The 18177-nt window shown below is 66.7% G+C and carries 22 protein-coding genes and 1 pseudogene; 11 read left to right on the top strand and 12 right to left on the bottom strand.

What is annotated here, in order from left to right; genetic code table 11:
- A pseudogene (locus CC207_RS27910) lies at positions 1 to 649 on the bottom strand (12-oxophytodienoate reductase); the annotation flags it as partial.
- 252 nt (positions 650 to 901) lie between these two features.
- Between CC207_RS27910 and CC207_RS22090 the strand changes: the two are divergent.
- Both CC207_RS22090 and CC207_RS22095 read left to right on the top strand, forming a co-directional pair.
- Entirely contained in the window at positions 902 to 1249 is a 348-nt protein-coding gene (locus tag CC207_RS22090; protein WP_023630676.1) for an HPF/RaiA family ribosome-associated protein, read from the top strand.
- Between the two features lie 129 nt (positions 1250 to 1378).
- A complete protein-coding gene (locus CC207_RS22095; RefSeq protein ID WP_051555641.1) occupies positions 1379 to 1678 on the top strand; it encodes a DUF3509 domain-containing protein in 300 nt (99 codons plus the stop codon).
- Positions 1679 to 1681: 3 nt separating this feature from the next.
- Here the strand turns inward: CC207_RS22095 and CC207_RS22100 are convergent, their stop codons facing one another.
- Complete coding sequence (locus CC207_RS22100; protein ID WP_028689834.1) at positions 1682 to 2152, bottom strand: phosphate-starvation-inducible protein PsiE; 471 nt, start codon at positions 2150 to 2152, stop codon at positions 1682 to 1684.
- Positions 2153 to 2374: 222 nt separating this feature from the next.
- Here CC207_RS22100 and CC207_RS22105 point away from each other — a divergent pair, with 222 nt between their 5' ends.
- Complete coding sequence (locus tag CC207_RS22105) at positions 2375 to 2638, top strand: YebG family protein (RefSeq protein WP_028689835.1); 264 nt, start codon at positions 2375 to 2377, stop codon at positions 2636 to 2638.
- 33 nt (positions 2639 to 2671) lie between these two features.
- Here the strand turns inward: CC207_RS22105 and CC207_RS22110 are convergent, their stop codons facing one another.
- Entirely contained in the window at positions 2672 to 3691 is a 1020-nt protein-coding gene (locus tag CC207_RS22110; RefSeq protein ID WP_028689836.1) for a Glu/Leu/Phe/Val dehydrogenase dimerization domain-containing protein, read from the bottom strand.
- A gap of 123 nt (positions 3692 to 3814) precedes the next feature.
- On the opposite strand from CC207_RS22110, the gene CC207_RS22115 reads away from it, so the two are divergent.
- Positions 3815 to 4621 carry a SirB1 family protein gene (locus CC207_RS22115; protein WP_062363983.1) on the top strand — a complete coding sequence of 269 codons (807 nt, stop codon included), beginning with the start codon at positions 3815 to 3817 and terminating at the stop codon, positions 4619 to 4621.
- On the opposite strand, the gene CC207_RS22120 is transcribed toward CC207_RS22115, so the two are convergent.
- Genes CC207_RS22120 through hmgA form a run of 4 tightly spaced genes read right to left on the bottom strand, consistent with a single transcriptional unit; the run spans position 4610 to position 9250 of the window.
- Entirely contained in the window at positions 4610 to 5959 is a 1350-nt protein-coding gene (locus CC207_RS22120) for an aromatic acid/H+ symport family MFS transporter (protein ID WP_088852765.1), read from the bottom strand. The genes CC207_RS22115 and CC207_RS22120 overlap by 12 nt on opposite strands.
- 51 nt (positions 5960 to 6010) lie before the next feature.
- Positions 6011 to 6640 (bottom strand): maleylacetoacetate isomerase, encoded by a 630-nt coding sequence (maiA, locus tag CC207_RS22125; RefSeq protein WP_028689838.1) that lies wholly within the window; start codon positions 6638 to 6640, stop codon positions 6011 to 6013.
- A 12-nt stretch (positions 6641 to 6652) separates the two neighbouring features.
- Positions 6653 to 7945, bottom strand: a complete 1293-nt coding sequence (gene fahA / locus CC207_RS22130; RefSeq protein ID WP_028689839.1) for a fumarylacetoacetase — start codon at positions 7943 to 7945, stop codon at positions 6653 to 6655.
- 3 nt (positions 7946 to 7948) lie between these two features.
- The gene (gene hmgA / locus CC207_RS22135; protein WP_069016137.1) at positions 7949 to 9250 is read right to left on the bottom strand and encodes a homogentisate 1,2-dioxygenase; all 1302 of its coding nucleotides are present in this window, start codon (positions 9248 to 9250) and stop codon (positions 7949 to 7951) included.
- 189 nt (positions 9251 to 9439) lie between these two features.
- Between hmgA and CC207_RS22140 the strand changes: the two genes are divergently transcribed.
- Positions 9440 to 10222 carry an IclR family transcriptional regulator gene (locus CC207_RS22140; protein WP_028689841.1) on the top strand — a complete coding sequence of 261 codons (783 nt, stop codon included), beginning with the start codon at positions 9440 to 9442 and terminating at the stop codon, positions 10220 to 10222.
- 312 nt (positions 10223 to 10534) lie between these two features.
- Here CC207_RS22140 and CC207_RS22145 read toward each other — a convergent pair whose 3' ends face one another.
- From CC207_RS22145 to CC207_RS22160, 4 genes are all read right to left on the bottom strand, one after another.
- Complete coding sequence (locus CC207_RS22145) at positions 10535 to 11449, bottom strand: SDR family oxidoreductase (protein ID WP_088852766.1); 915 nt, start codon at positions 11447 to 11449, stop codon at positions 10535 to 10537.
- Positions 11450 to 11565: 116 nt separating this feature from the next.
- Complete coding sequence (locus tag CC207_RS22150) at positions 11566 to 12471, bottom strand: alpha/beta fold hydrolase (protein ID WP_028689843.1); 906 nt, start codon at positions 12469 to 12471, stop codon at positions 11566 to 11568.
- A gap of 173 nt (positions 12472 to 12644) precedes the next feature.
- Positions 12645 to 13331, bottom strand: coding sequence for an LrgB family protein (locus CC207_RS22155; RefSeq protein WP_028689844.1), 687 nt, complete (start codon positions 13329 to 13331; stop codon positions 12645 to 12647).
- Positions 13321 to 13707: a CidA/LrgA family protein gene (locus CC207_RS22160; protein ID WP_028689845.1), complete on the bottom strand. Its 387-nt coding sequence runs from the start codon at positions 13705 to 13707 to the stop codon at positions 13321 to 13323. The genes CC207_RS22155 and CC207_RS22160 overlap by 11 nt, the downstream gene beginning before the upstream one ends.
- A gap of 102 nt (positions 13708 to 13809) precedes the next feature.
- On the opposite strand from CC207_RS22160, the gene CC207_RS22165 reads away from it, so the two are divergent.
- Positions 13810 to 14694, top strand: coding sequence for a LysR family transcriptional regulator (locus CC207_RS22165; protein WP_028689846.1), 885 nt, complete (start codon positions 13810 to 13812; stop codon positions 14692 to 14694).
- A gap of 43 nt (positions 14695 to 14737) precedes the next feature.
- Here the strand turns inward: CC207_RS22165 and CC207_RS22170 are convergent, their stop codons facing one another.
- A complete protein-coding gene (locus CC207_RS22170) occupies positions 14738 to 15193 on the bottom strand; it encodes a flavodoxin (RefSeq protein WP_028689847.1) in 456 nt (151 codons plus the stop codon).
- 184 nt (positions 15194 to 15377) lie between these two features.
- On the opposite strand from CC207_RS22170, the gene CC207_RS22175 reads away from it, so the two are divergent.
- From CC207_RS22175 to CC207_RS22195, 5 genes are all read left to right on the top strand, one after another.
- On the top strand, positions 15378 to 16001 hold the full coding sequence (locus tag CC207_RS22175; protein WP_028689848.1) for a hypothetical protein: 624 nt from the start codon (positions 15378 to 15380) through the stop codon (positions 15999 to 16001).
- 148 nt (positions 16002 to 16149) lie between these two features.
- A complete protein-coding gene (locus CC207_RS22180) occupies positions 16150 to 16722 on the top strand; it encodes an antibiotic biosynthesis monooxygenase (protein WP_069016142.1) in 573 nt (190 codons plus the stop codon).
- 76 nt (positions 16723 to 16798) lie between these two features.
- On the top strand, positions 16799 to 17491 hold the full coding sequence (gene folM, locus CC207_RS22185; RefSeq protein ID WP_028689850.1) for a dihydromonapterin reductase: 693 nt from the start codon (positions 16799 to 16801) through the stop codon (positions 17489 to 17491).
- A gap of 13 nt (positions 17492 to 17504) precedes the next feature.
- Positions 17505 to 17801 carry a DUF1244 domain-containing protein gene (locus CC207_RS22190; protein WP_028689851.1) on the top strand — a complete coding sequence of 99 codons (297 nt, stop codon included), beginning with the start codon at positions 17505 to 17507 and terminating at the stop codon, positions 17799 to 17801.
- Positions 17794 to 18135, top strand: a complete 342-nt coding sequence (locus CC207_RS22195; protein WP_088852767.1) for a HopJ type III effector protein — start codon at positions 17794 to 17796, stop codon at positions 18133 to 18135. Before CC207_RS22190 ends, CC207_RS22195 begins: the two co-directional genes overlap by 8 nt.
- Positions 18136 to 18177 lie beyond the last annotated feature (42 nt).

Consider the following 18177-nt stretch of genomic DNA (forward strand, 5'->3'; position numbering starts at 1 on the left):
AGTCCGGGCCGACGGCCGCGCGCACGGCCTTGATCAGTTCGATGGCGAAACGCGAGCGCCCGGCCAGGTCACCGCCATATTCGTCATCGCGACGGTTGCTGGCTTCCCAGAAGAACTGGTCGATCAGGTAGCCGTGGGCGCCGTGGATTTCCACGCCGTCCATGCCGATGGCCTGGGCATCGCGCGCCGCCTGGGCGAAGGCGGCGATCACCTCGCGGATATCCTCCCGGCTCATGCCGTGGACCTGCACCTGGCCGTCCTTTTCCTTGCCGCTCGGGCCATAGCCCGGGACCGCGGCGTCCGGCTCGGTGCCCAGGCGCCGCACACTGCCCACATGCCACAACTGCGGCACGATGCGCCCGCCCTCGGCGTGCACGGCCTCGACCACGCGTTTCCAGCCGGCCAGGGCATCCTCACCGTGAAAACGGGGTACGTTGGGGTAGCCGTTGGCGGCCTTGTGCGCGACCGTGGTGCCCTCGGTGATGATCAGGCCGACACCGGCGCCGGCGCGGCGGCGGTAGTACTCGATCACGCCGTCGTGGGGCACGCCGCCGGGGCAGAAGGTACGGGTCATCGGCGCCATGACCACGCGGGTCGGCAGGTCGAGGGAGCCGAGGGTGAAGGGCTGGAACAGAGGGTTGCTGGACATGCGGCGCTCCCGAGGGATGAAATGGATGCGCCCGAGCTTAGGGGCCGCCAAGTGCGTGTCACAGCATCATTGATTGCAGTGATCGGCAGGTATCGCTGTGGGCGGACCGATTTGCAACAGGAAATTTATTTTGCAAAAGGGCTTGAATTCGTCCGTCGGTTGCCTGACTTTAGAGTCAAGAGGCGCAGAAAACCCAACGCCCTCAGTGGCCTAGGCACGCCTCTCGCGAGCAAGCTGAATAAGGATTGAATCATGCAAATCCAGGTCAACAGCAGCAACCACATCGAAGGCAACATCCGTCTCGACCAATGGGTCCGCAGTACCCTGCAAAGCAGCCTCGAACGTTACGAGGACGACCTCACCCGCATTGAAGTCCACCTGCGTGACGAAAACGGCGCCAAGCCCGGTCCCCACGACAAACGCTGCCAGATGGAGGCTCGCCCGAAAGGCCACCAGCCGATCTCCGTGACCCACACCGCCACTTCGCTGGAACATGCCGTCGATGGCGCCGCCAGCAAGCTGAACCACGCGCTGGAACACTTCTACGGCAAACTGCGCAGCAAGCGCGGCGCCCTGGAACTGAGCGATCCAGACGCCTGACCGACAAGGGTTCAGACAAGCACGCCCGGCCTGGCGCCGGGCGTTTTCATTGTTGGCCGATCAGCGGGCCTGAACCAACCCCGGCCGCCTCCGGTCAACCCCTGCAGTCATTCACTGCAGACCCCGACCATGAACAACCCTTTCGATCAGATCAGCGCCGCCTTCGCCCCCGAGTACCGGGTCAACCTGAGCATCGAGCGCCTGGACGGCAGCATCATGCTGACCCTGTCCGACGACAGCGGCGTGGTCGCCAGGCGCCTGATCAGCCAGGCCCAGCGCAACGACCCAGTGCGCCTGCAGCGGGTCATCGACAGCATCCGCCTGGGCCTGGCCATCGAGCTGGGGCAGAACCCACTGGAGGTGCTGGCGGCCCTGACCCGCACCTGGCACGGCGAGCAGCGCTTTCCTGCCGCCGGCAGTGCCAACTAAGCGCTACTTGCCCTCGTCCACTTCCTTGCCGCTGGCATCCAGCGCCTTGGTCGACGGGTAACGGTACGAGGCGTAGCGCACCACCAGGATGGCGAATGCCAGCAGCAGGATGCCCCCGCACACGTACAGCAGCCCGACATCCGGCGCCTTGTGGTGCGAGACATCGCCGATCAGCAGGCGGGTCAATGCAGTGATCGCCACATAGAGCAGGAAGCGGATCGGCATGTGGTTGGTCTTGAAGTAGATCCCCACCATCGCCCCCAGCTCCAGATAGATGAACAGCAGCAGGATGTCATCGACGCTGACCCCGCCCTTGCCCAGCATGTCCATGAAGGTCGCCACCGCCGCATAGGCGGTGATCGCGCCGATGCCGAACAGCGCCAGGTAGTGGAAGGCTTCCACGCACAGGTTGCCCAGCGAGTCGGCGGAGCCGTGCAGGCCTTTGCGCAGTCTTTCTGCCCATTTGATGTTCACGATGTTCGATTCCTAGATACGGCTGAAGGTCTTGTGCCATGCAGTTAAAGGGCCACTGCCCCTGTCTTGGAAGGCGTCCGATTGCCGCAGGGCACCTGTGGGCTACGCTGATTTTCAGTTTGCCGGGCCATCATTGCGGTTGCAGGATGATGGTCGAGCGATGTACTGTATAAAAATACAGTTACCCGCAACCCAACCAGCAAAAAGGCACAGAGGTGATGAATGGCCGTCGAAGTGGTGTACCGCAGCAGCCGCGACCCGGAGCGCTTGTTCATGGATAAGGCCGAAGCAGACCGTCACGACAAGATGCTCGAACTGGCCGAGCGCCTGGCCGAGGTGCTGCAAAAGGCCGTGCCGTCGCTGAGCGAACAGCAGGTCGAGGAAGCCGGTATCTACATGGCCAAGAACCGCGATGTGTTCGCCCGGGCGTTCAAGAGCCAGCCGGATGCGCTGGCAGAGCTGCTCGAAGGTGGCGCGGCCGAATGACCGCATCGCGGGGCAAGCCCCGCGCCCAGGCCCTCAGCCATACAGCAAGCGCTCCGCCAACATTTGCGCCACCCGCGCCGGCGACCGTTTCTCTGCCTGGGCATGGGCGAACACCTCGGTCAGCCGCGTGGGAATTCGCGCCAGGTGCGCGGTGATGCTACCCACAGTTTCCCCCCGATGGGTCAACGCCACATAGATCAACCCGCCCGCATTGATCACGTAGTCCGGCGCGTACAGGATCCCCCGACTCTCCAACTGGTCGGCCACCTGCAACGTGGTCAGCTGGTTGTTCGCCGACCCCGCCACCGCCGCACAGCGCAGTTGCATCACGCTCTGCCCGTTGAGCACCGGCCCCACGCCACAGGGGGCGAAGATGTCGCACGGGGTGCTGATCAAGGCCTCATGGGCCACCGGATGGGCACTGAACTGCTCCACCGCCAGGCGCACTTTGCCCGGGTCCAGGTCGCTGACCAGCAACTCGGCGCCCGCCGCATGCAGTTGCTCGGCCAGGGCGTAGCCCACATTGCCCAGGCCCTGTACCGCCACCCGCAGCCCCTCCAGGTTGTCGCTGCCCAGCCGGGCCATGGAGGTGGCGCGAATGCCGGCGAACACACCCATGGCCGCATGGGGCGACGGATCGCCCGAGGCCGTGGTGCTGGTCACGTAGGGAGTGGACTGGGCAATACAGTCCATGTCGAGGGTCGAGGTGCCGCTGTCCACCGCCGTGATGAATCGCCCCTGTAGGCTGTCGACGAAGCGGCCGAAGGCCTCGAACAGCGCCGCGCGGTTTTCCACGTGCGGATTACGCACGATCACCGCCTTGCCACCGCCCATCGGCAGCCCGGCCAGGGCCGCCTTGTAGCTCATGCCCTGGGCCAGGCGGATGGCGTCGGCCATGGCGCTCTCGTCGTCGGCATAGGGCAGGTAGCGGCAGCCGCCCATGGCCGGCCCCAGTTGTTCGCTGTGAATCACCACCACGGCCTTCAGGCCTGTGGGCGGGTCGATGAACAGGTGCAGTGACTGGGCGCGGGTGCTTTGCATGAGCTCGAACATAGACGGGCTCCCCAAAGAGGTGCTCCTACCAGTATAAACAGGTCGAGGCCGGACACCGCACGGACGGACCACTGGACGAAAAGCCGCGCCAGGGCTACAAGTTAAGCGTGATGGAGAGGTCCCATGAACCCACGCCAAGCCTGCCTGGCCTGCCTGGAACGCGAGCCGGTCGCCCTGCTGGAAGCTGCCCTGTGGATTGCCGCCGAGCATGACGCCAGTGTCGAGCCCGCAGCCGGCCTGGCCCGACTGCACGAACTGCAACGCGACGTCAGCACCAGCCTGCCGATGCTGCCGCTCAACGAGCTGGCCCAGCCCTTGCTACGCCAGCTCAACGCCTTGGGCTTCCAGCAGGACGAATACCACCCGTTGCGACCGCAGGCGGCCCTGATGGACAAGGTGCTGCAGCGCCGCCGCGGCCAGCCGTTGCTGTTGGCCATCCTCGCCCTGGAACTGGCCCGCCGCCTGTCGATCCCGCTGGAGGGCGTCAACTTCCCCGGCCATTTCCTGCTGCGCGTACCCGGCGCCGATCACCTGCTCGACCCCTGTGGTGGCCGGCGCCTCTACCCCAACGACTGCCGCGAACTGCTCGCCCGCCAGTACGGCCCGCAGTTGCCGCTGACCGCCGAGCACCTGCGCGGCGCTTCGCCGAGACAGATGCTCCAGCGCCTGTCGCGTAACCTGCGCCAGCTGCATACCAGCAACGACAACAACCTGGCCGCCCTGATCGATGCCGAACGGGTCATGCAACTGGGCCCGGTGCAGGTCAGCGATTACCTGGCCCGCGCCACGCTGTACCAGCACCTGGACTGCCCCCAGGCCGAACGCTTCGACCTGGAGCACGCCCTGTTGCTCACTGACGACCCGCTGCAACGCCTGAAACTCAGCGAGCGCCTCGGCCAGCTGCCCAGCGCCAAGCGCTCAATCCATTAAGGCCTCGCCCGCGACCTTCGGCTCACGCGGCCGCGGCGCCCGCACCCGGCTGATCAACAACGCTCCCAGCACGGCCGGGACGGCACAGAAGAAGAAGATCTGCTCCACTGGCATGTGCAACGTCAGCAGCAGGCTGCCCAGCAGCGGCCCGAGGATCGAGCCGAAGCGCCCGACGCCCAGGGCCCAGCCGGTGCCGGTGGCGCGCACCTGGGCCGGGTAGAAGTTGCTGACGAAGGCATTGAGCGTCAGCTGGCCACCGATGATGCAGAAGCCGGCGGCGAACACACTGGGCACCAGCCAGCGCGGGTCATCATGGTTCAGGCCGACCAGCACGCTGAACAGCGCTGCCCCCAGCAGCACGGCGGCCAGCAGATAGGCCTTGTTGGCCATGCGGTCGGCGCACCAGGCCAGGCATACGGCACCGAAGGTGCCGGCGAACAGGAACAGCGAGGTGACCAGGTTGGCCTGGTTCAGCGCCAGCCCGCTTTCCTGCAGCAGCGACGGCAGCCAGCTGATCATGAAGTACAGCAGGATCAGGCTGACGAAGAAGGTGCTCCACAGCAGCAGGGTCGGGCGGGCGAAACCGTCGCGGAACAGCGCCACCATGGTGAGCTTGCTGTCCGCCGGCTCGTCGCTGGCGATCCGCGCCACTGGTATCTGCCAACCGGGCAACAACCGGGCAGTCACCCGCTGCAACCGCGCATAGGGCGGGGCGTCGCGCAGCAGGCGCGGCAGCGACTCGGGCAGGAACAGCATCAGAAACGGAAACAGCAGCAAGGGCGCCACGCCGCCGGCGAGGAACACTGCCTGCCAACCGTGATGATCGATGAAGCCCGCGGCGACGAAGCCGCCCGCCGCGCCGCCCAGGGAGAATCCGCAGGCCGCCAGGGTGACCATCAGGGTACGCAGCCGAGGCGGCGCATAGTCGGCCATCAGCGCCATGGCGCTGGGCATGGCGCCGCCCATGCCGATGCCGCAGAGAAAGCGCGCCAGCATCAGGCTGTCGAGGGAAGAGGCGAACACCATCAGCACCGTCAGGCTGGCGTACAGCAGCACGCAGCACAGCAGCACCCGGCGCACGCCGAAGCGGTCGGCCAGTGGCGTCACCGCCAGCGAGCCGACCGTCAGGCCCAGCAGGTTGGCGCTCAACACCGGCCCGAAGGCGGCCTTCTCCAGCCCCCAGTCCTGGGCCAGCGCGGGGATCACATAGCCCAGCACCTGGGCGTCATAACCATCGGTGACCAACAGCAGGATCAACAGCAGCAGCAGGCGCCACTGGTAGGGTGACACCGGGCGCGCGTCGAGCGCCGCGCGAAAGCTGGCTATCTGGTTGTGCATCGCAAGGTCCCTGTCTTTTGTTGTTATGAGTGCAGGTGCGGGCGGTGGCGATCAGTCGGGCGTGTCGGGCTGCCTCGCCGGGTGGGCCTGGTGGAAGGCCGGGTGCTGCTCGGCCAGGGCGGCCACCCGGCGAATGCGCGGGTAGCCGCCGAGGTCGATGTTGAAGCGCTCGGCCGCGTACAGCTGCGGGATCAGGTAGACGTCGGCCACGCCCGGCGTCGCCCCGAAGCAGAAGCCGTCATCGCCGATCAGTTGCTCCACCGCCGCCAGCCCCTGGCTGATCCAGTGGCCGATCCACTGGTTGACCTGGGCCTCGTCGTGCCCCAACTGACGCAGTTGGTTGAGCACGCTGACGTTGTGCAACGGATGGACATCGCAGCCGATGATCGCCGCCACGCCGCGCACCCTGGCCCGGGCTTCGGGCGCACGGGGCAACAGTGGCGTTTCGGGGAAGGCTTCCTCCAGGTACTCGATGATCGCCGGCGACTGCACCAGCAGCTCGCCGCTCTCCAGGCGCAGGGCCGGCACCCGGCCCTGGGGGTTGAGCGCCAGGTAGTCCGCGCCGCGCTGTTCGCCCTTGAGCAGGTTCACAGGCAGGGCCTGGTAGTCCAGGCCCTTGAGCGCCAGGGCGATGCGCACCCGATACGACGAGGTGGAGCGGTAGTAGGTGAACAGTTCCATCGCCCTGCCCCCTCAGTTGGCCGCGACGATGGTGCCGCGGCACTCGCCGAAGCCGATGCTGGCCACGCCCTCGCGCACGCAACGGGCGCGCAGGATGATCTCGTCGCCGTCCTCGAGGAACTTGCGCACCTCGCCGCTGGCCAGTTCCACCGGGTGCTTGCCGCCCTCGGTGATCTCCAGCAGGCTGCCGAACGACCCCGGCGCGGCGCCCGACAGGGTACCCGAACCGAACAGGTCGCCCGGTTGCAGCTGGCAGCCGTTGACGCTGTGGTGGGCAACCATCTGCGCCACGGTCCAGTACATGCTGCGGGTGCTGCTCAGGGTCAGGCGATGCGCCGGCAGGTTCTGCTCGCGCATGCGCTCGGTCAGCAGCAGCACTTCCAGCTCGATGTCGAAGGCGCCGGCAGCCTGGTCGCGCTTGTCCAGCAGGTACGACAGCGGCTGCGGGTCACCCTCCGGACGGGCCGGCTGGGCGCAGCGGAATGGCTCCAGTGCCTCGGCGGTTACCACCCACGGCGACACCGTGGTGATGAAGCTCTTGGACAGGAACGGGCCCAGCGGCTGGTATTCCCAGGCCTGGATGTCCCGCGCCGACCAGTCGTTGAGCAGGCAGAAGCCGGCCACGTGCTCGGCGGCATCGCCCACCGGGATCGGCTGGCCCATGTCGTTGCCCTGGCCGATCCAGATACCCAGCTCCAGCTCGTAGTCCAGGCGCGCGCAAGGGCCGAAACTCGGCTCGGTCTGGCCCGCCGGCAGGGTCTGGCCCTTGGGGCGGCGCACATCGGCACCGGAGGCACGGATGGTCGAGGCGCGGCCGTGGTAGCCGATCGGCACATGCTTGTAGTTGGGCAGCAGCGGGTTGTCCGGGCGGAACAGCTTGCCGACGTTCTTGGCATGCTCGATGCCGACGTAGAAGTCGGTGTAGTCACCGATCTTCGCCGGCAGGTGCAGTTGGCATTCGCTGGCCGGGTACAGCGCGGCCTTCAGCGCAGCCTGGTGCTCGCTGCCCTCGTCCAGCAGTGCCAGCAGACGCTCGCGCAGGGCCACGCGGGCCGTACGGCCCAGGGCGAAGAAGGCGTTCAGCGCGCCGCCGACGGTGGCCTCGACGGCGGCCTTGGCCGCGCCGTCGAACAGGCCAGCGGCCAGCACGGCCTCGAGGTCGAGGATCGCGTCGCCGATGGCCACGCCGCAACGTGGCGCCTGCCCTGGGCGGCTGAAGATGCCCAGGGGCAGGTTCTGCAGCGGGAAGTCGCGGTGCCCGTTGGCGTGCTCGACCCAGCTGCGGGCAATGGCGGTGTGGTTCATCGGTTATCTCCGGTTCGGGTTGAAGGTGCTCGGCAAGGTGGCCCAGCAACTATCGTAGTCGGCCTGCAATTGCGGGCTTTCGAGGGCCTGGCGGCTCGGACGCAGCACCTGGCTGGTCTCGAACATGAAGGCCATGGTGTTGTCGATCTTGTGCGGCGCCAGGTCCACCGAGATGGCCTTGTCGCAGGTCTCGGCGTCCGGGCCGTGGGCGCTCATCACCCCATGCAGCGAGGCGCCGCCGGGCAGGAAGCCTTCGGCCTTGGCGTCGTAGGCGCCCTGGATCAGGCCCATGAACTCGTTCATCAGGTTGCGGTGGAACCATGGCGGACGGAAGGTGTTCTCGGCCACCATCCAGCGCGGCGGGAAGATCACGAAGTCCATGTTGGCCATGCCGTGCACGCTGGTGGGCGAGGTCAGCACGGTGAAGATCGACGGGTCGGGGTGGTCGAAACTGACCGTGCCGATGGTGTTGAAGCGGCGCAGGTCGTACTTGTACGGCACGTTGCTGCCGTGCCAGGCGACCACGTCCAGCGGCGAATGCTGCAGCTCGCAGGCCCAGTGTTCACCGAGGAACTTCTGCACCAGCTGCACCGGGCCGTTGCTCTCTTCGTAATGGGCGACCGGGGTGAGGAAATCACGCGGGTTGGCCAGGCCGTTGCTGCCGATCGGGCCGAGGTCCGGGATGCGCAGCGGCGCGCCGTGGTTCTCGGCGATATAGCCACGGGCCTGGGCATCGAGCAATTCGACCCGGAACTTCATGCCCCGCGGGATCACCGCGATCTCCAGCGGCCCGACTTCGAGCACGCCCAGCTCGGTGGCGATGCGCAGGCGACCTTGTTCCGGAACCAGCAGCAGCTCGCCGTCGGCATTGAAGAACACCCGCTCCATGGAACGGTTGGCGCGGTAGATGTAGACGCTCACCCCGGCCGGCTTTTCCGATGCCGAGTTGGCCACCATCGGCAGCCAGCCATCGATGAAGTCGGTCGGCTCGGACGGAATCGGCTGGGGGCTCCAGCGCAGGCGATTGGGGTTGATGGCACCCAGCGCGCCGGTCAGCGGCTGGCGCTCCAGGCGCTCGAAACGCGGGTGCAGCGCCGACGGGCGGATGCGGTACAGCCAGGTACGGCGCAGTTCGCTGCGGGTCATGGTGAAGGCGGTGCCCGACAGCAGCTCGGCGTACAGCCCGTAGGGAGCTTTCTGCGGCGAGTTCTGCCCGACCGGCAGGGCGCCGGGCAAGGCTTCGCTGGCGAATTCGTTGCCGAAGCCGCTCAGGTACTCGAGTTCAGGGGAAGTGTCGCGGGTCATCGGTGCCTCCGGGCTGCTGGGAGCCGTTGCGGGCAGCTGGCTGCGGGCCCGATCCTGAAACCGGCACCAGGGGCGGCAGCGCGTCTGCATTGTTTTTATCGTAATCAGATTACGAATAACGTAATTTGCCCGCGCGCAGGCGTCAAGCTATAAAGGCGCCACCCCAAGAATTCCGCATAGAAGTCCCCCATGGCCAAAGCCAGCAGCAGCGCCGACAACGGCAAACAGAAGGTCCGCTCGGCGGAAGTCGGCACCGACATCCTCAAGGCCCTGGCCGAACTCTCCCCCTCCACCTCGTTGTCGCGCCTGGCCGAGCACGTGGACATGCCGGCGAGCAAGGTGCACCGCTACCTGCAGGCGCTGATCGCCAGCGGCTTCGCCGAACAGGACCCGGCCACCAACCACTATGGGCTCGGGCGCGAGGCGTTGCGGGTGGGCATGGCGGCACTGGGCAGCATCGATGTGCTGAAGGTGGCGGCGCTGCCGCTGTCGCAGCTGCGCGACGAGCTCAACGAAAGCTGCTTCATCGCCGTGTGGGGCAACCAAGGCGCGACCGTGGTGAGCATCGAGCCGGCGGTGCGGGCGGTGACGGTGGTGACCCAGATCGGCTCGGTGCTGCCATTGCTGAGTTCGTCCACCGGGCTGGTGTTCGCGGCGCATCTGCCCGAGCGGGAGACCGTGGAGCTGCGCGACCAGGAACTGGCCACGCTGGGCCAGAAGGCGAGCGACTATGCGCCCCTGCTGGAGCAGATACGCCAGCGCGGCCTGCACCATGTGCACGGGTTGCTGATGCCGGGGGTGGATGCGCTGTCCGCGCCGGTGTTCAACGCCATGGGTCAGGTCGCCGCGGTGATGACCGTGGTCGGGCCGACCTCGATCTTCCATGCCGACGAGCACGGCCCGGCCGCCCGGCGCCTGCTAGCCGCCACCCAAGCCACCAGCTGGCGGATGGGATACGGCGCGGATCAGTGAAAGGGCTTACAAAGCATTACGGATTTTCACTGCGCAGGCTGGCTATAGTCCGCCTGGCACTTTTACCCGAAACGTAAAGGTGAATGTCATAAGCCGCTATTTTTCCCACGGGATCAAGCGCTTATTCTGATCTCACTGGCCGGCACGAAGGGCTCTCCCCCCTGCCTTTCGGGCCCGCCCAGGTTCACCGACGTTGATTTTGAAGCTCCTTGATCTAACGTCTCGATTGGCCGCTGCGATTGCAGCGGCCTTTTTTATTTGTGCAGGATTCGCAAGACCGGCGAAAGGGCCGCAGCGCGGCCCCGGCATTGTTCAACCCAACGGATACTTCTGCAGGTTCGCCATCATCTGCTGCAACGCCTGCAGGCTGTCCTGCGGATGCCCGGCGCCCTCGAAGTCGCCAATGCGCGCCCAGTTGTCCGCCACCTGCTCGGGCGTGAACCCTTCGCGCGGGTCGAACCCCACGCCCTGGCTGCGCTCCCAGCGCACCTTGCCGACCCAGCCGCCGCCCACCTCGAACAGCTCGCCGCTGTCTTGGCACTGTTCGCTCCCCAGGTACACCACCAGCGGGCTGATCAACTCGGGCTGCAGCCGCTCGAACACCTGCGGCGGGATCAGCCCCTCGGTCATGCGCGTGCCGCCGGTCGGGGCGATGGCGTTGACCAGGATGCCGTGCTTGCGACCTTCGATGGCCAGGGTGCGGGTCAGCCCATAGAGGCCGAGCTTGGCCATGCCGTAGTTGGCCTGGCCGAAATTGCCATAGATGCCCGAGGTGGACGAGGTGAAGATCACCCGCCCCCAGTTCTGCGCCCGCAGGTGCGGCCAGGCAGCGTGTGTGACCTTGTAGGCGCCCTCGACGTGCACGCGGTAGACCAGCTCCCAGTCGCTGTCTTCCATCTTGTGGAAGGTCTTGTCGCGCAGGATGCCGGCGTTATTGACCAGCACATCGACCCGGCCGTAGGTGTCCAGGGCCTGCTCGACAATGCGCGCGCCATCGGTGACCGAGTCATGGTTGGCGATCGCCGAACCGCCCGCGGCGCGGATCTCCTCCACCACGCGGTCGGCCGCCGAGGCGTTGGCGCCTTCACCATGGGTCGACCCGCCCAGGTCGTTGACCACCACGTGCGCGCCGCGCGCGGCGAACAGCAACGCATGGGCCCGGCCCAGGCCGCCACCGGCCCCCGTGACGATCACCACTCGATCCTGCAGACGTACTGGTTCGCTCATGCTCAAGGCTCCTGGCAATGAAGGGATGCAACGCAGTCTCCGCCAGCCGCCGGGGCCGGGCAATCAAGCGCACCGTGGCGAATGCCGCCCGATAACGCCCGGCGATGATCACCCGGTCAGGACCAGGCGACCTTCAGCGGCACATAGCTCATCGGTTGTTCACGAAAGGCCAGGTAGTGGCGCAGCACCTGCACCGGCGCCTCGGTATGCGGGTAATGGCCAATGCCCTGCAGCACCACGGTGTCCGGCTCCGGCACCAGTTCGCGGTAGCGTTCGACCATGTGCGCGCCGGACAGCGGATCGACCGCGCCATTGATGAAGCGCAGCGGTACGCCTGGGCGTTGCAGCGCCGCGACCCAGCGTTCGCGCTGGGCCCTGCGCTCGGGCAGGAAGCTGATGAGCCGGTGCAGGATGCGCGGGCCGCGATTGGAGGCGATCAGGCTCCAGTAGTCGTCCAGGGCGCTTTCGCTGGGGTGGGTGCAGGGGCCGTAGACCTGGGTGACGTTGCGCACCAGGTCGTCGCGCCCGAACGAGCGCCCGACCAGCCAGCCCAGGCGGCTGAGCAGCAGCTTCTGCACCAGCAGCACGCGGCAGCTCTCGGGGAACAGCCCGCTGTTGAGGAACACGCAACTGGCCACCTTGAGCCGCTGCTCATGGTGCCTGGCCAGCAGTTCCTGGGCGACGCTGCCACCGTAGTCATGAGCCAGCAGGTGCACCGGCTGGTCGATGTGCAGGTGCGCCAGCAACGCCTGCTGCAGATCGGCCTGCTCGAGCAGGCTGTAGTCGTGGTCCGCGGGCTTGGCCGAATCGCCGAAGCCGAGCATGTCGCAGGCCACCACGCGAAAACGCTGGGCCAGGGGTGCCCACAGGTAGTGCCAATCCCAGCTGGCCGTGGGGAAACCGTGAAGCAAAAGCAGGGGCTCTCCTTGCCCTGCCGTCCAGTAGCGGATGCTCTGGCCCCGGAAGGTGAAACCCTGGCTCCGGGTGCGCCAGACGCACAATGGAATCTCGGCCAGTGGCATCACGGTCGTCCCGGTGGATAAGTGTCGGAAGAGGGCAAGGCTGCGTTCATTGCATGTCACCTCGGCACATACATGTGCTCTCTATGTCGAGGCTCAGTCTAGAAGCCTATACGAAGGTGATAAGTCGCCTTGGCAGCCAGCCTGATGACCGTGCGAGTCAGTAGCACGAACGGTCAGATCAACTTCATCAGAAGCGGCGCCGCCAGCAGGTTGAGCAGCCCGGTCAGGACCATGACCAGGCCGGCCACCGAGCCCTCCTCGCGGCCGACCTCCTGGGCCCGGCTGACGCCCGCGCCATGGGCGCCGACGCCGAACAGCGCGCCCCGCGCCAATGGCGTGCGCAGTGGCAACCAACGCAGCAGGATGCCGCCGAACATCGCCCCGAGCACGCCGGTGAACATCACGAACACCGCCGTCAGTTCCGGCACGCCGCCCAGGTCCTGGGCCACCGGCATGGCGAACGGCGTGGTGATCGAGCGCGGCAGCAGCGACAGGCTGACCGCCTCGTCCAGCGCCAGCAAATGCGCCAGCGCCCAGGAGCTGCCGATCGAGGCCACGCTGCCGGCCAGCATGCCCACCAGCAGCGCCGGCCAATGCCGTGCCAGCAATGCCCGTTGCTGCCAGATCGGCACCGCGAAGGCGACGGTGACCGGGCCCAGCACGCCCATCAGCCAGTGGGTGTTACGGGCGTACTCGGCGTAGGCGGTGTGCAACGGAACGGCCACCGCCAGCAGCAGCGCCGGCACCAGGATCAGCGGCGACAGCAGATAGCGCCCGCTGCGCCGGTACAGCCAGCGGCTGCCCAGGTAGGCGCCCAGGGTCAGCGCCAACCAGAACAGCGGCATGGGTTCAAGGCTCATGGCGCAGCCTCCAGCGGCACACCAGTTCCACGGTCAGCGCGGTGACCACCATCACCAGCAGCGTGCTCAGCGCGATCACCAGCAGGATGCGCCAACCTTCGCTGCGCAGCAGACTGCCGTAGTCCAGCAGGCTCATCAACGCCGGAATGAAGAACAGCAGCATCTCGGCCATCAGCCAGCCGGCGCCCAGTTGCAGGGTGGCCGGCTTGAGCACGCCGCAGGCGAACAGCACCAGCAGCAGCGCCAGGCCCATCACCCCGGCGGGGATCGGCCAGGCCAGCCAGGCGGCCAGCTGGCCACCGATCAGGAACAGGGCCAGCAGCACCGCCAGCTCGGCGAAGAGGCGCAGGGTTTTCTTCAGCAATGCAGGATTCATGGGCGGGGGTTCCTCGACAACGTGCCCATTGTAGAAGTCGCGCCCCCAGGCCAGAAGCGAATTGTTAGACTGACAGCCATTCCAAAATGGAATCGAGTGATCATGGAATTCAAACAGCTGCGCAGTTTCATCGAGGTCGTCCACAGGGGCGGTTTCACCCAAGCGGCGATCACCCTGCACATCAGCCAGTCGGCGGTGAGCAAGCAGGTCGCCCAGCTGGAACAGGATATCGGCCAGCCGCTGCTGGAGCGCCAGGGTTCGCAGTTACTGCTGACCGCCGCCGGGCGCATCGTCCTCGAGCGGGGCGAGGCGCTGTTGCGCCAGCGCCAGGAGCTGCAGAGCGAACTGGACGACCTCAGCCAGATGGCCCGCGGCGAGCTGCGCCTGGGCCTGCCGCTGCTGGGCAGCGACGCGCTGTTCGCCGGGTTGTTCGCCGAGTACCGGCGGCGGCATCCAAACATCTCGATCCAGCTGCTCGAAGGCGGCAGCCGCATGGTCGAGCAGGCGGTGAGAAGTGGCGAGCTGGAACTGGGCGGCAGCCTGACGCCGAGCGATCCGGCGTTCGACTACCAACCCTTTTGCAACGAGCCGCTGGAGGCCCTGCTGCCCGCGAGCCACCCACTGGCCGGGCAAGCCGACGTCGCCCTGGCGCAACTGGCCGACACGCCGTTCCTGCTGTACCAGCGCAGCTTCGTGTTGAACGATCGGTTGCTCAGTGCCTGCCAGCAGGAGGGATTCACGCCCAGGGAAGGCGGACGCAGCGGCCAGGCGGACTTTCTCGCCGCGCTGGTGGCGGCCGGCCAAGGCGTGGTGCTGCTGCCAGCGATCGTCGCGCGGGCGCTGGAGCGGCCCGGGGTGGTGCGTTTGCCGTTACGGGCGCCGGAACATCTGCGCTGGGACATCGCCTTCATCTGGCGGCGCGGGGCTTATCTGTCGCGGGCGGCGCAGGCGTGGCTGGCGTTGTTGCGTGAACGCGACGAAGCATGACGCGAACGTGTAGGAGCGGCAAGGCCGCTCCTACACGGGCGATTTAACCTTTGAGTGCCGCCACAAACTCCGCCAGCCACGGCTCGGCATCGGTCTCCGGCGTCACCGTCTCGCTGGCATCGAGCCGCAACATCGGCAGCACCTCGTTCACCCCCAGTTCGGCGAACAGCTCGCGCATCTGCTCGCCGCCGCCGCAGTAGGTGTCGCCATAGCTGGAGTCGCCCAGGCCGATCACCGCCCCGGGCAACCCGCGCCAGGCCGCCGGCAGTACGTCACGCATGGTGCTGTACAGCGGCATCAGGCTGTCAGGCAGTTCGCCCATGCCCGTGGTCGAGGTCACTGCCAACAACGCGTCCGGGGCAAAGCCCTCGATGTCCTGCAGGGTGGCGCGGGCGGCATGCCAGGCTTCAAGGCCGGCGGCCTTGAGCAGCGACTCGGCGTGACGGGCGACTTCTTCGGCGGTGCCGTATACCGAACCGGAAATAATGGCGACTTTCATCGGGTGAGGATTCCGAAACTGAGTGAAAACGTAGGATACTAGCACTCGACAGTGGCAAAAGGCCGCCTATGCCTAAAGTCACACACTTCAGGATTATCCGACGAATGACCGGAACGAAGCGTATTGGCTACTGTCGACAGCCGTGAAGAAATTGCCCTTACCGATCGCCCCTTCGAGTTCGACCATGCAAGCAGACGCCCTACTCTCCCAGGACGAACTGGATTTCATCCAGGACATGCAGCATTCGCCCCAGCTGAACCTGGCCGACCCCATGTCGAGCCTGCTGGTCAATGGCGACCGTCGTCTGAAGGACCTGCTCACCCGCCTGGTGGCCAACGAGCAGGTCACCCTGCAGGCCAGCTTCAACAACCAGCAGCTGAGCTTCCCCCTGCAACTGGTCGAGGACGAATTCCACGCCCTCCACCTGCAACTGGGCTCGCCGGACATCTACGAGGACGGCCCCATGCTGCGGCCCTGGCGCCTGTCGCTGGAGCGGCCGAGTGCCTTGCTCGACGACCGCGGCCAGGCCAGCGACCTGTGGGTGCGGGATATCTCGTTCAAGGGCGTGCTGCTGGAGGTCCGTGGCCGGCGCGAGGCGCCGTCCCACTTCAAGCTGCGCTTCGCCGCCGCGGATATACCGCCGATCGGCCTGCACGGCGTGCTGCGTCGGCGCATCGGCCCGCGCCTGGCCGCCTATGACCTGTCGCACAGCCCGGCCGAAGAAATCGAACGTCTGCGCGAGTACATCCTGCAGGCCCACCGCCAGGCCCACCCCGAGCTGCACGCCCAGGCCCCCGCCGCCTGCTGACGACCGTCCAGCCGCTGAAACTGACCGGTCATGACGGATTGCGCATAATCTGCGCCCGATTCTTGCAAGCACGCCTGCGCCGCCCACCACCCCGGGCCGCATGCCAAGGGGCCGGCTACCCGCCAGCCCCGTCGCCAGGAGATACACGATGTCTACCCCACCCGTCACCCTGATGGTGTCGCGCCGCGCCGCCTGTGGTCGCTACCAGGACCTGCTGGCCTGGCTGCACGAAGGCGAGCAACTGGCCACCGACTTCCCCGGTTACCTGGGCTCGGGCATCCTCGCGCCGCCGGCCGAGGGCGATGAATTCCAGATCATCTTCCGCTTCACCGACGAGCAGACCCTGCACGCCTGGGAGCATTCCGCCTCGCGCCGGACCTGGCTTGAGCGCGGCGACGGTCTGTTCGAACGCCCCAAAGAGAGGCGCGTAAGCGGCATCGACGACTGGTTCGGCACCAATACGGTGCAGAAACCGCCGCGCTGGAAACAGGCCACGGCCATCTGGCTGGCGTTCTTCCCGGTCTCGCTGCTGTTCAACCTGCTGTTCGGCCACTGGCTGGCAGCGCTGGAACTGCTGCCCCGCGTGCTGCTCAGCACCCTGGCCCTGACCCCCTTGATGGTGTACCTGTTCATCCCACTGTCCACCCGCCTGCTGGCCGGCTGGCTGAACGCCGCGCCGCCTGCCCCGAGCGACCGCGCCCAGGGGCTGCGCAGCCGCTGAGGCACGGGCTCGCAAGGCCGCGCAGTTCGGGTATGCTGGGGCATCACGCACGGACAGACGAACAGACCGCCCGCACATGAACAGCCCAATCCTCATCACCGGCGCCAGCCAGCGCGTCGGGCTGGCCCTGGCCCTGGAGCTGGCCCAGGCCGGCCATACGGTGGTCAGCGCCAGCCGCAGCCTGCATCCCCAGGCAGCCCACCCGAACATCCGGCAGTTCCAGGCCGACCTGACCCGCAGCGAAGACCGCCAGGCCCTGATCGACCACCTGCACGGCCACTACGACGGCCTGCGCGGGATCATCCACAACGCCTCGCTGTGGCTCGACGATGGCCTGGACAACCTCGACACCATGTTCCGCCTGCACGTCGAGGCGCCCTACCACCTCAACCTGGCCCTCGGCGAGTGGCTGAACAAGGTGGACAAGGCCGACATCATCCATATCTGCGACGAGACCTCATCGCGCGGCAGCAAGAGCCATATCGGCTACGCCGCGACCAAGGCCGCGCTGCAGAACATGGTGCTGTCGTTTGCCGAAAAGTACGCGCCCAAGGTGCGCGTCAACGGTATCCTGCCGGGCCTGTTGATCCTCAAGGAAGGCGGCGACGAGCAGTACCGCCAGCAGACCCTGAAAAAGGCCCTGCTCGAATTCGAACCCGGCGCCCGCCCGCTGATCGACGCCGTGCTGTTCCTGCTCGAAAGCCAGTACAGCACCGGCAGCCAGGTGGTCATCAACGGTGGCCGCCATCTGAAGAACCGCATGACCTGAAGAGACACCGCCCATGACCCCGCAACAACAGCTCGAACTCGAAGCCGCCGCGTTCCGGCGCCTGGTCGACCATCTGCAGAAACGCACCGACGTGCAGAACATCGACCTGATGAACCTCTCCGGCTTCTGCCGCAACTGCCTGTCGAAATGGCTCAAGGCCGCCGCCGACGATCGCCAGATCGAGCTGAGCCTGGACGATGCCCGCGAGCAGGTGTACGGCATGCCCTACGCCGAGTGGAAAGCCCAATACCAGAAAGAAGCCAGCGCCGAGCAACAGGCGGCGTTCGAACAAGGAAAACCCCGTGACTGACCTGAACACCCTGCGCAGCAGCCTCGCCAGCGGCGAGCACGTTTTCGCCGATACCCTGGCGTTCATCGCCGCGAACTACAGCTACCAGCCTCAGGCCTTCGACAACGGCGACGTGCACAACGCCGCCGGGCAGAACGAAGGTTCGTGCAAGACCCTGGGCCTGGCGCTGCTGGAAGGGCTGAGCGACCAGGAAGCGCTGCTGGCCTTCGGCGAGCACTACCGCAGCGTGGTGGCCACCCCCGAGGGCAGCGACCATGGCAACATCCGTGCGCTGATCAAGCATGGTTTGGCCGGCGTGAAGTTCACCGCCCAGCCGCTGGCGCGCATGGCCTGACTTCGCCTCTCGCCCATCGCGGGGCAAGTCGCGGCGGTGCGC

It is taken from the genome of Pseudomonas sp. DrBHI1 (genome assembly GCF_002205115.1).
GTDB classification, from domain to species: domain Bacteria; phylum Pseudomonadota; class Gammaproteobacteria; order Pseudomonadales; family Pseudomonadaceae; genus Aquipseudomonas; species Aquipseudomonas mosselii.

Excerpts from the sequence above, each read along its gene's own strand:
- folM (WP_028689850.1), top strand. The coding sequence starts at position 16,799 with ATGAACAGCCCAATCCTCATCACCGGCGCCAGCCAGCGCGTCGGGCTG.
- CC207_RS22175 (WP_028689848.1), top strand. The coding sequence starts at position 15,378 with ATGCAAGCAGACGCCCTACTCTCCCAGGACGAACTGGATTTCATCCAG.
- CC207_RS22155 (WP_028689844.1), bottom strand. The coding sequence starts at position 13,331 with ATGAGCCTTGAACCCATGCCGCTGTTCTGGTTGGCGCTGACCCTGGGC.
- CC207_RS22120 (WP_088852765.1), bottom strand. The coding sequence starts at position 5,959 with ATGCACAACCAGATAGCCAGCTTTCGCGCGGCGCTCGACGCGCGCCCG.
- maiA (WP_028689838.1), bottom strand. The coding sequence starts at position 6,640 with ATGGAACTGTTCACCTACTACCGCTCCACCTCGTCGTATCGGGTGCGC.
- CC207_RS22160 (WP_028689845.1), bottom strand. The coding sequence starts at position 13,707 with ATGAATCCTGCATTGCTGAAGAAAACCCTGCGCCTCTTCGCCGAGCTG.
- CC207_RS22110 (WP_028689836.1), bottom strand. The coding sequence starts at position 3,691 with ATGTTCGAGCTCATGCAAAGCACCCGCGCCCAGTCACTGCACCTGTTC.
- CC207_RS22145 (WP_088852766.1), bottom strand. The coding sequence starts at position 11,449 with ATGAGCGAACCAGTACGTCTGCAGGATCGAGTGGTGATCGTCACGGGG.
- CC207_RS22090 (WP_023630676.1), top strand. The coding sequence starts at position 902 with ATGCAAATCCAGGTCAACAGCAGCAACCACATCGAAGGCAACATCCGT.
- CC207_RS22095 (WP_051555641.1), top strand. The coding sequence starts at position 1,379 with ATGAACAACCCTTTCGATCAGATCAGCGCCGCCTTCGCCCCCGAGTAC.
- CC207_RS22190 (WP_028689851.1), top strand. The coding sequence starts at position 17,505 with ATGACCCCGCAACAACAGCTCGAACTCGAAGCCGCCGCGTTCCGGCGC.
- CC207_RS22105 (WP_028689835.1), top strand. The coding sequence starts at position 2,375 with ATGGCCGTCGAAGTGGTGTACCGCAGCAGCCGCGACCCGGAGCGCTTG.
- fahA (WP_028689839.1), bottom strand. The coding sequence starts at position 7,945 with ATGAACCACACCGCCATTGCCCGCAGCTGGGTCGAGCACGCCAACGGG.
- hmgA (WP_069016137.1), bottom strand. The coding sequence starts at position 9,250 with ATGACCCGCGACACTTCCCCTGAACTCGAGTACCTGAGCGGCTTCGGC.
- CC207_RS22170 (WP_028689847.1), bottom strand. The coding sequence starts at position 15,193 with ATGAAAGTCGCCATTATTTCCGGTTCGGTATACGGCACCGCCGAAGAA.
- CC207_RS22180 (WP_069016142.1), top strand. The coding sequence starts at position 16,150 with ATGTCTACCCCACCCGTCACCCTGATGGTGTCGCGCCGCGCCGCCTGT.
- CC207_RS22150 (WP_028689843.1), bottom strand. The coding sequence starts at position 12,471 with ATGCCACTGGCCGAGATTCCATTGTGCGTCTGGCGCACCCGGAGCCAG.
- CC207_RS22115 (WP_062363983.1), top strand. The coding sequence starts at position 3,815 with ATGAACCCACGCCAAGCCTGCCTGGCCTGCCTGGAACGCGAGCCGGTC.
- CC207_RS22140 (WP_028689841.1), top strand. The coding sequence starts at position 9,440 with ATGGCCAAAGCCAGCAGCAGCGCCGACAACGGCAAACAGAAGGTCCGC.
- CC207_RS22165 (WP_028689846.1), top strand. The coding sequence starts at position 13,810 with ATGGAATTCAAACAGCTGCGCAGTTTCATCGAGGTCGTCCACAGGGGC.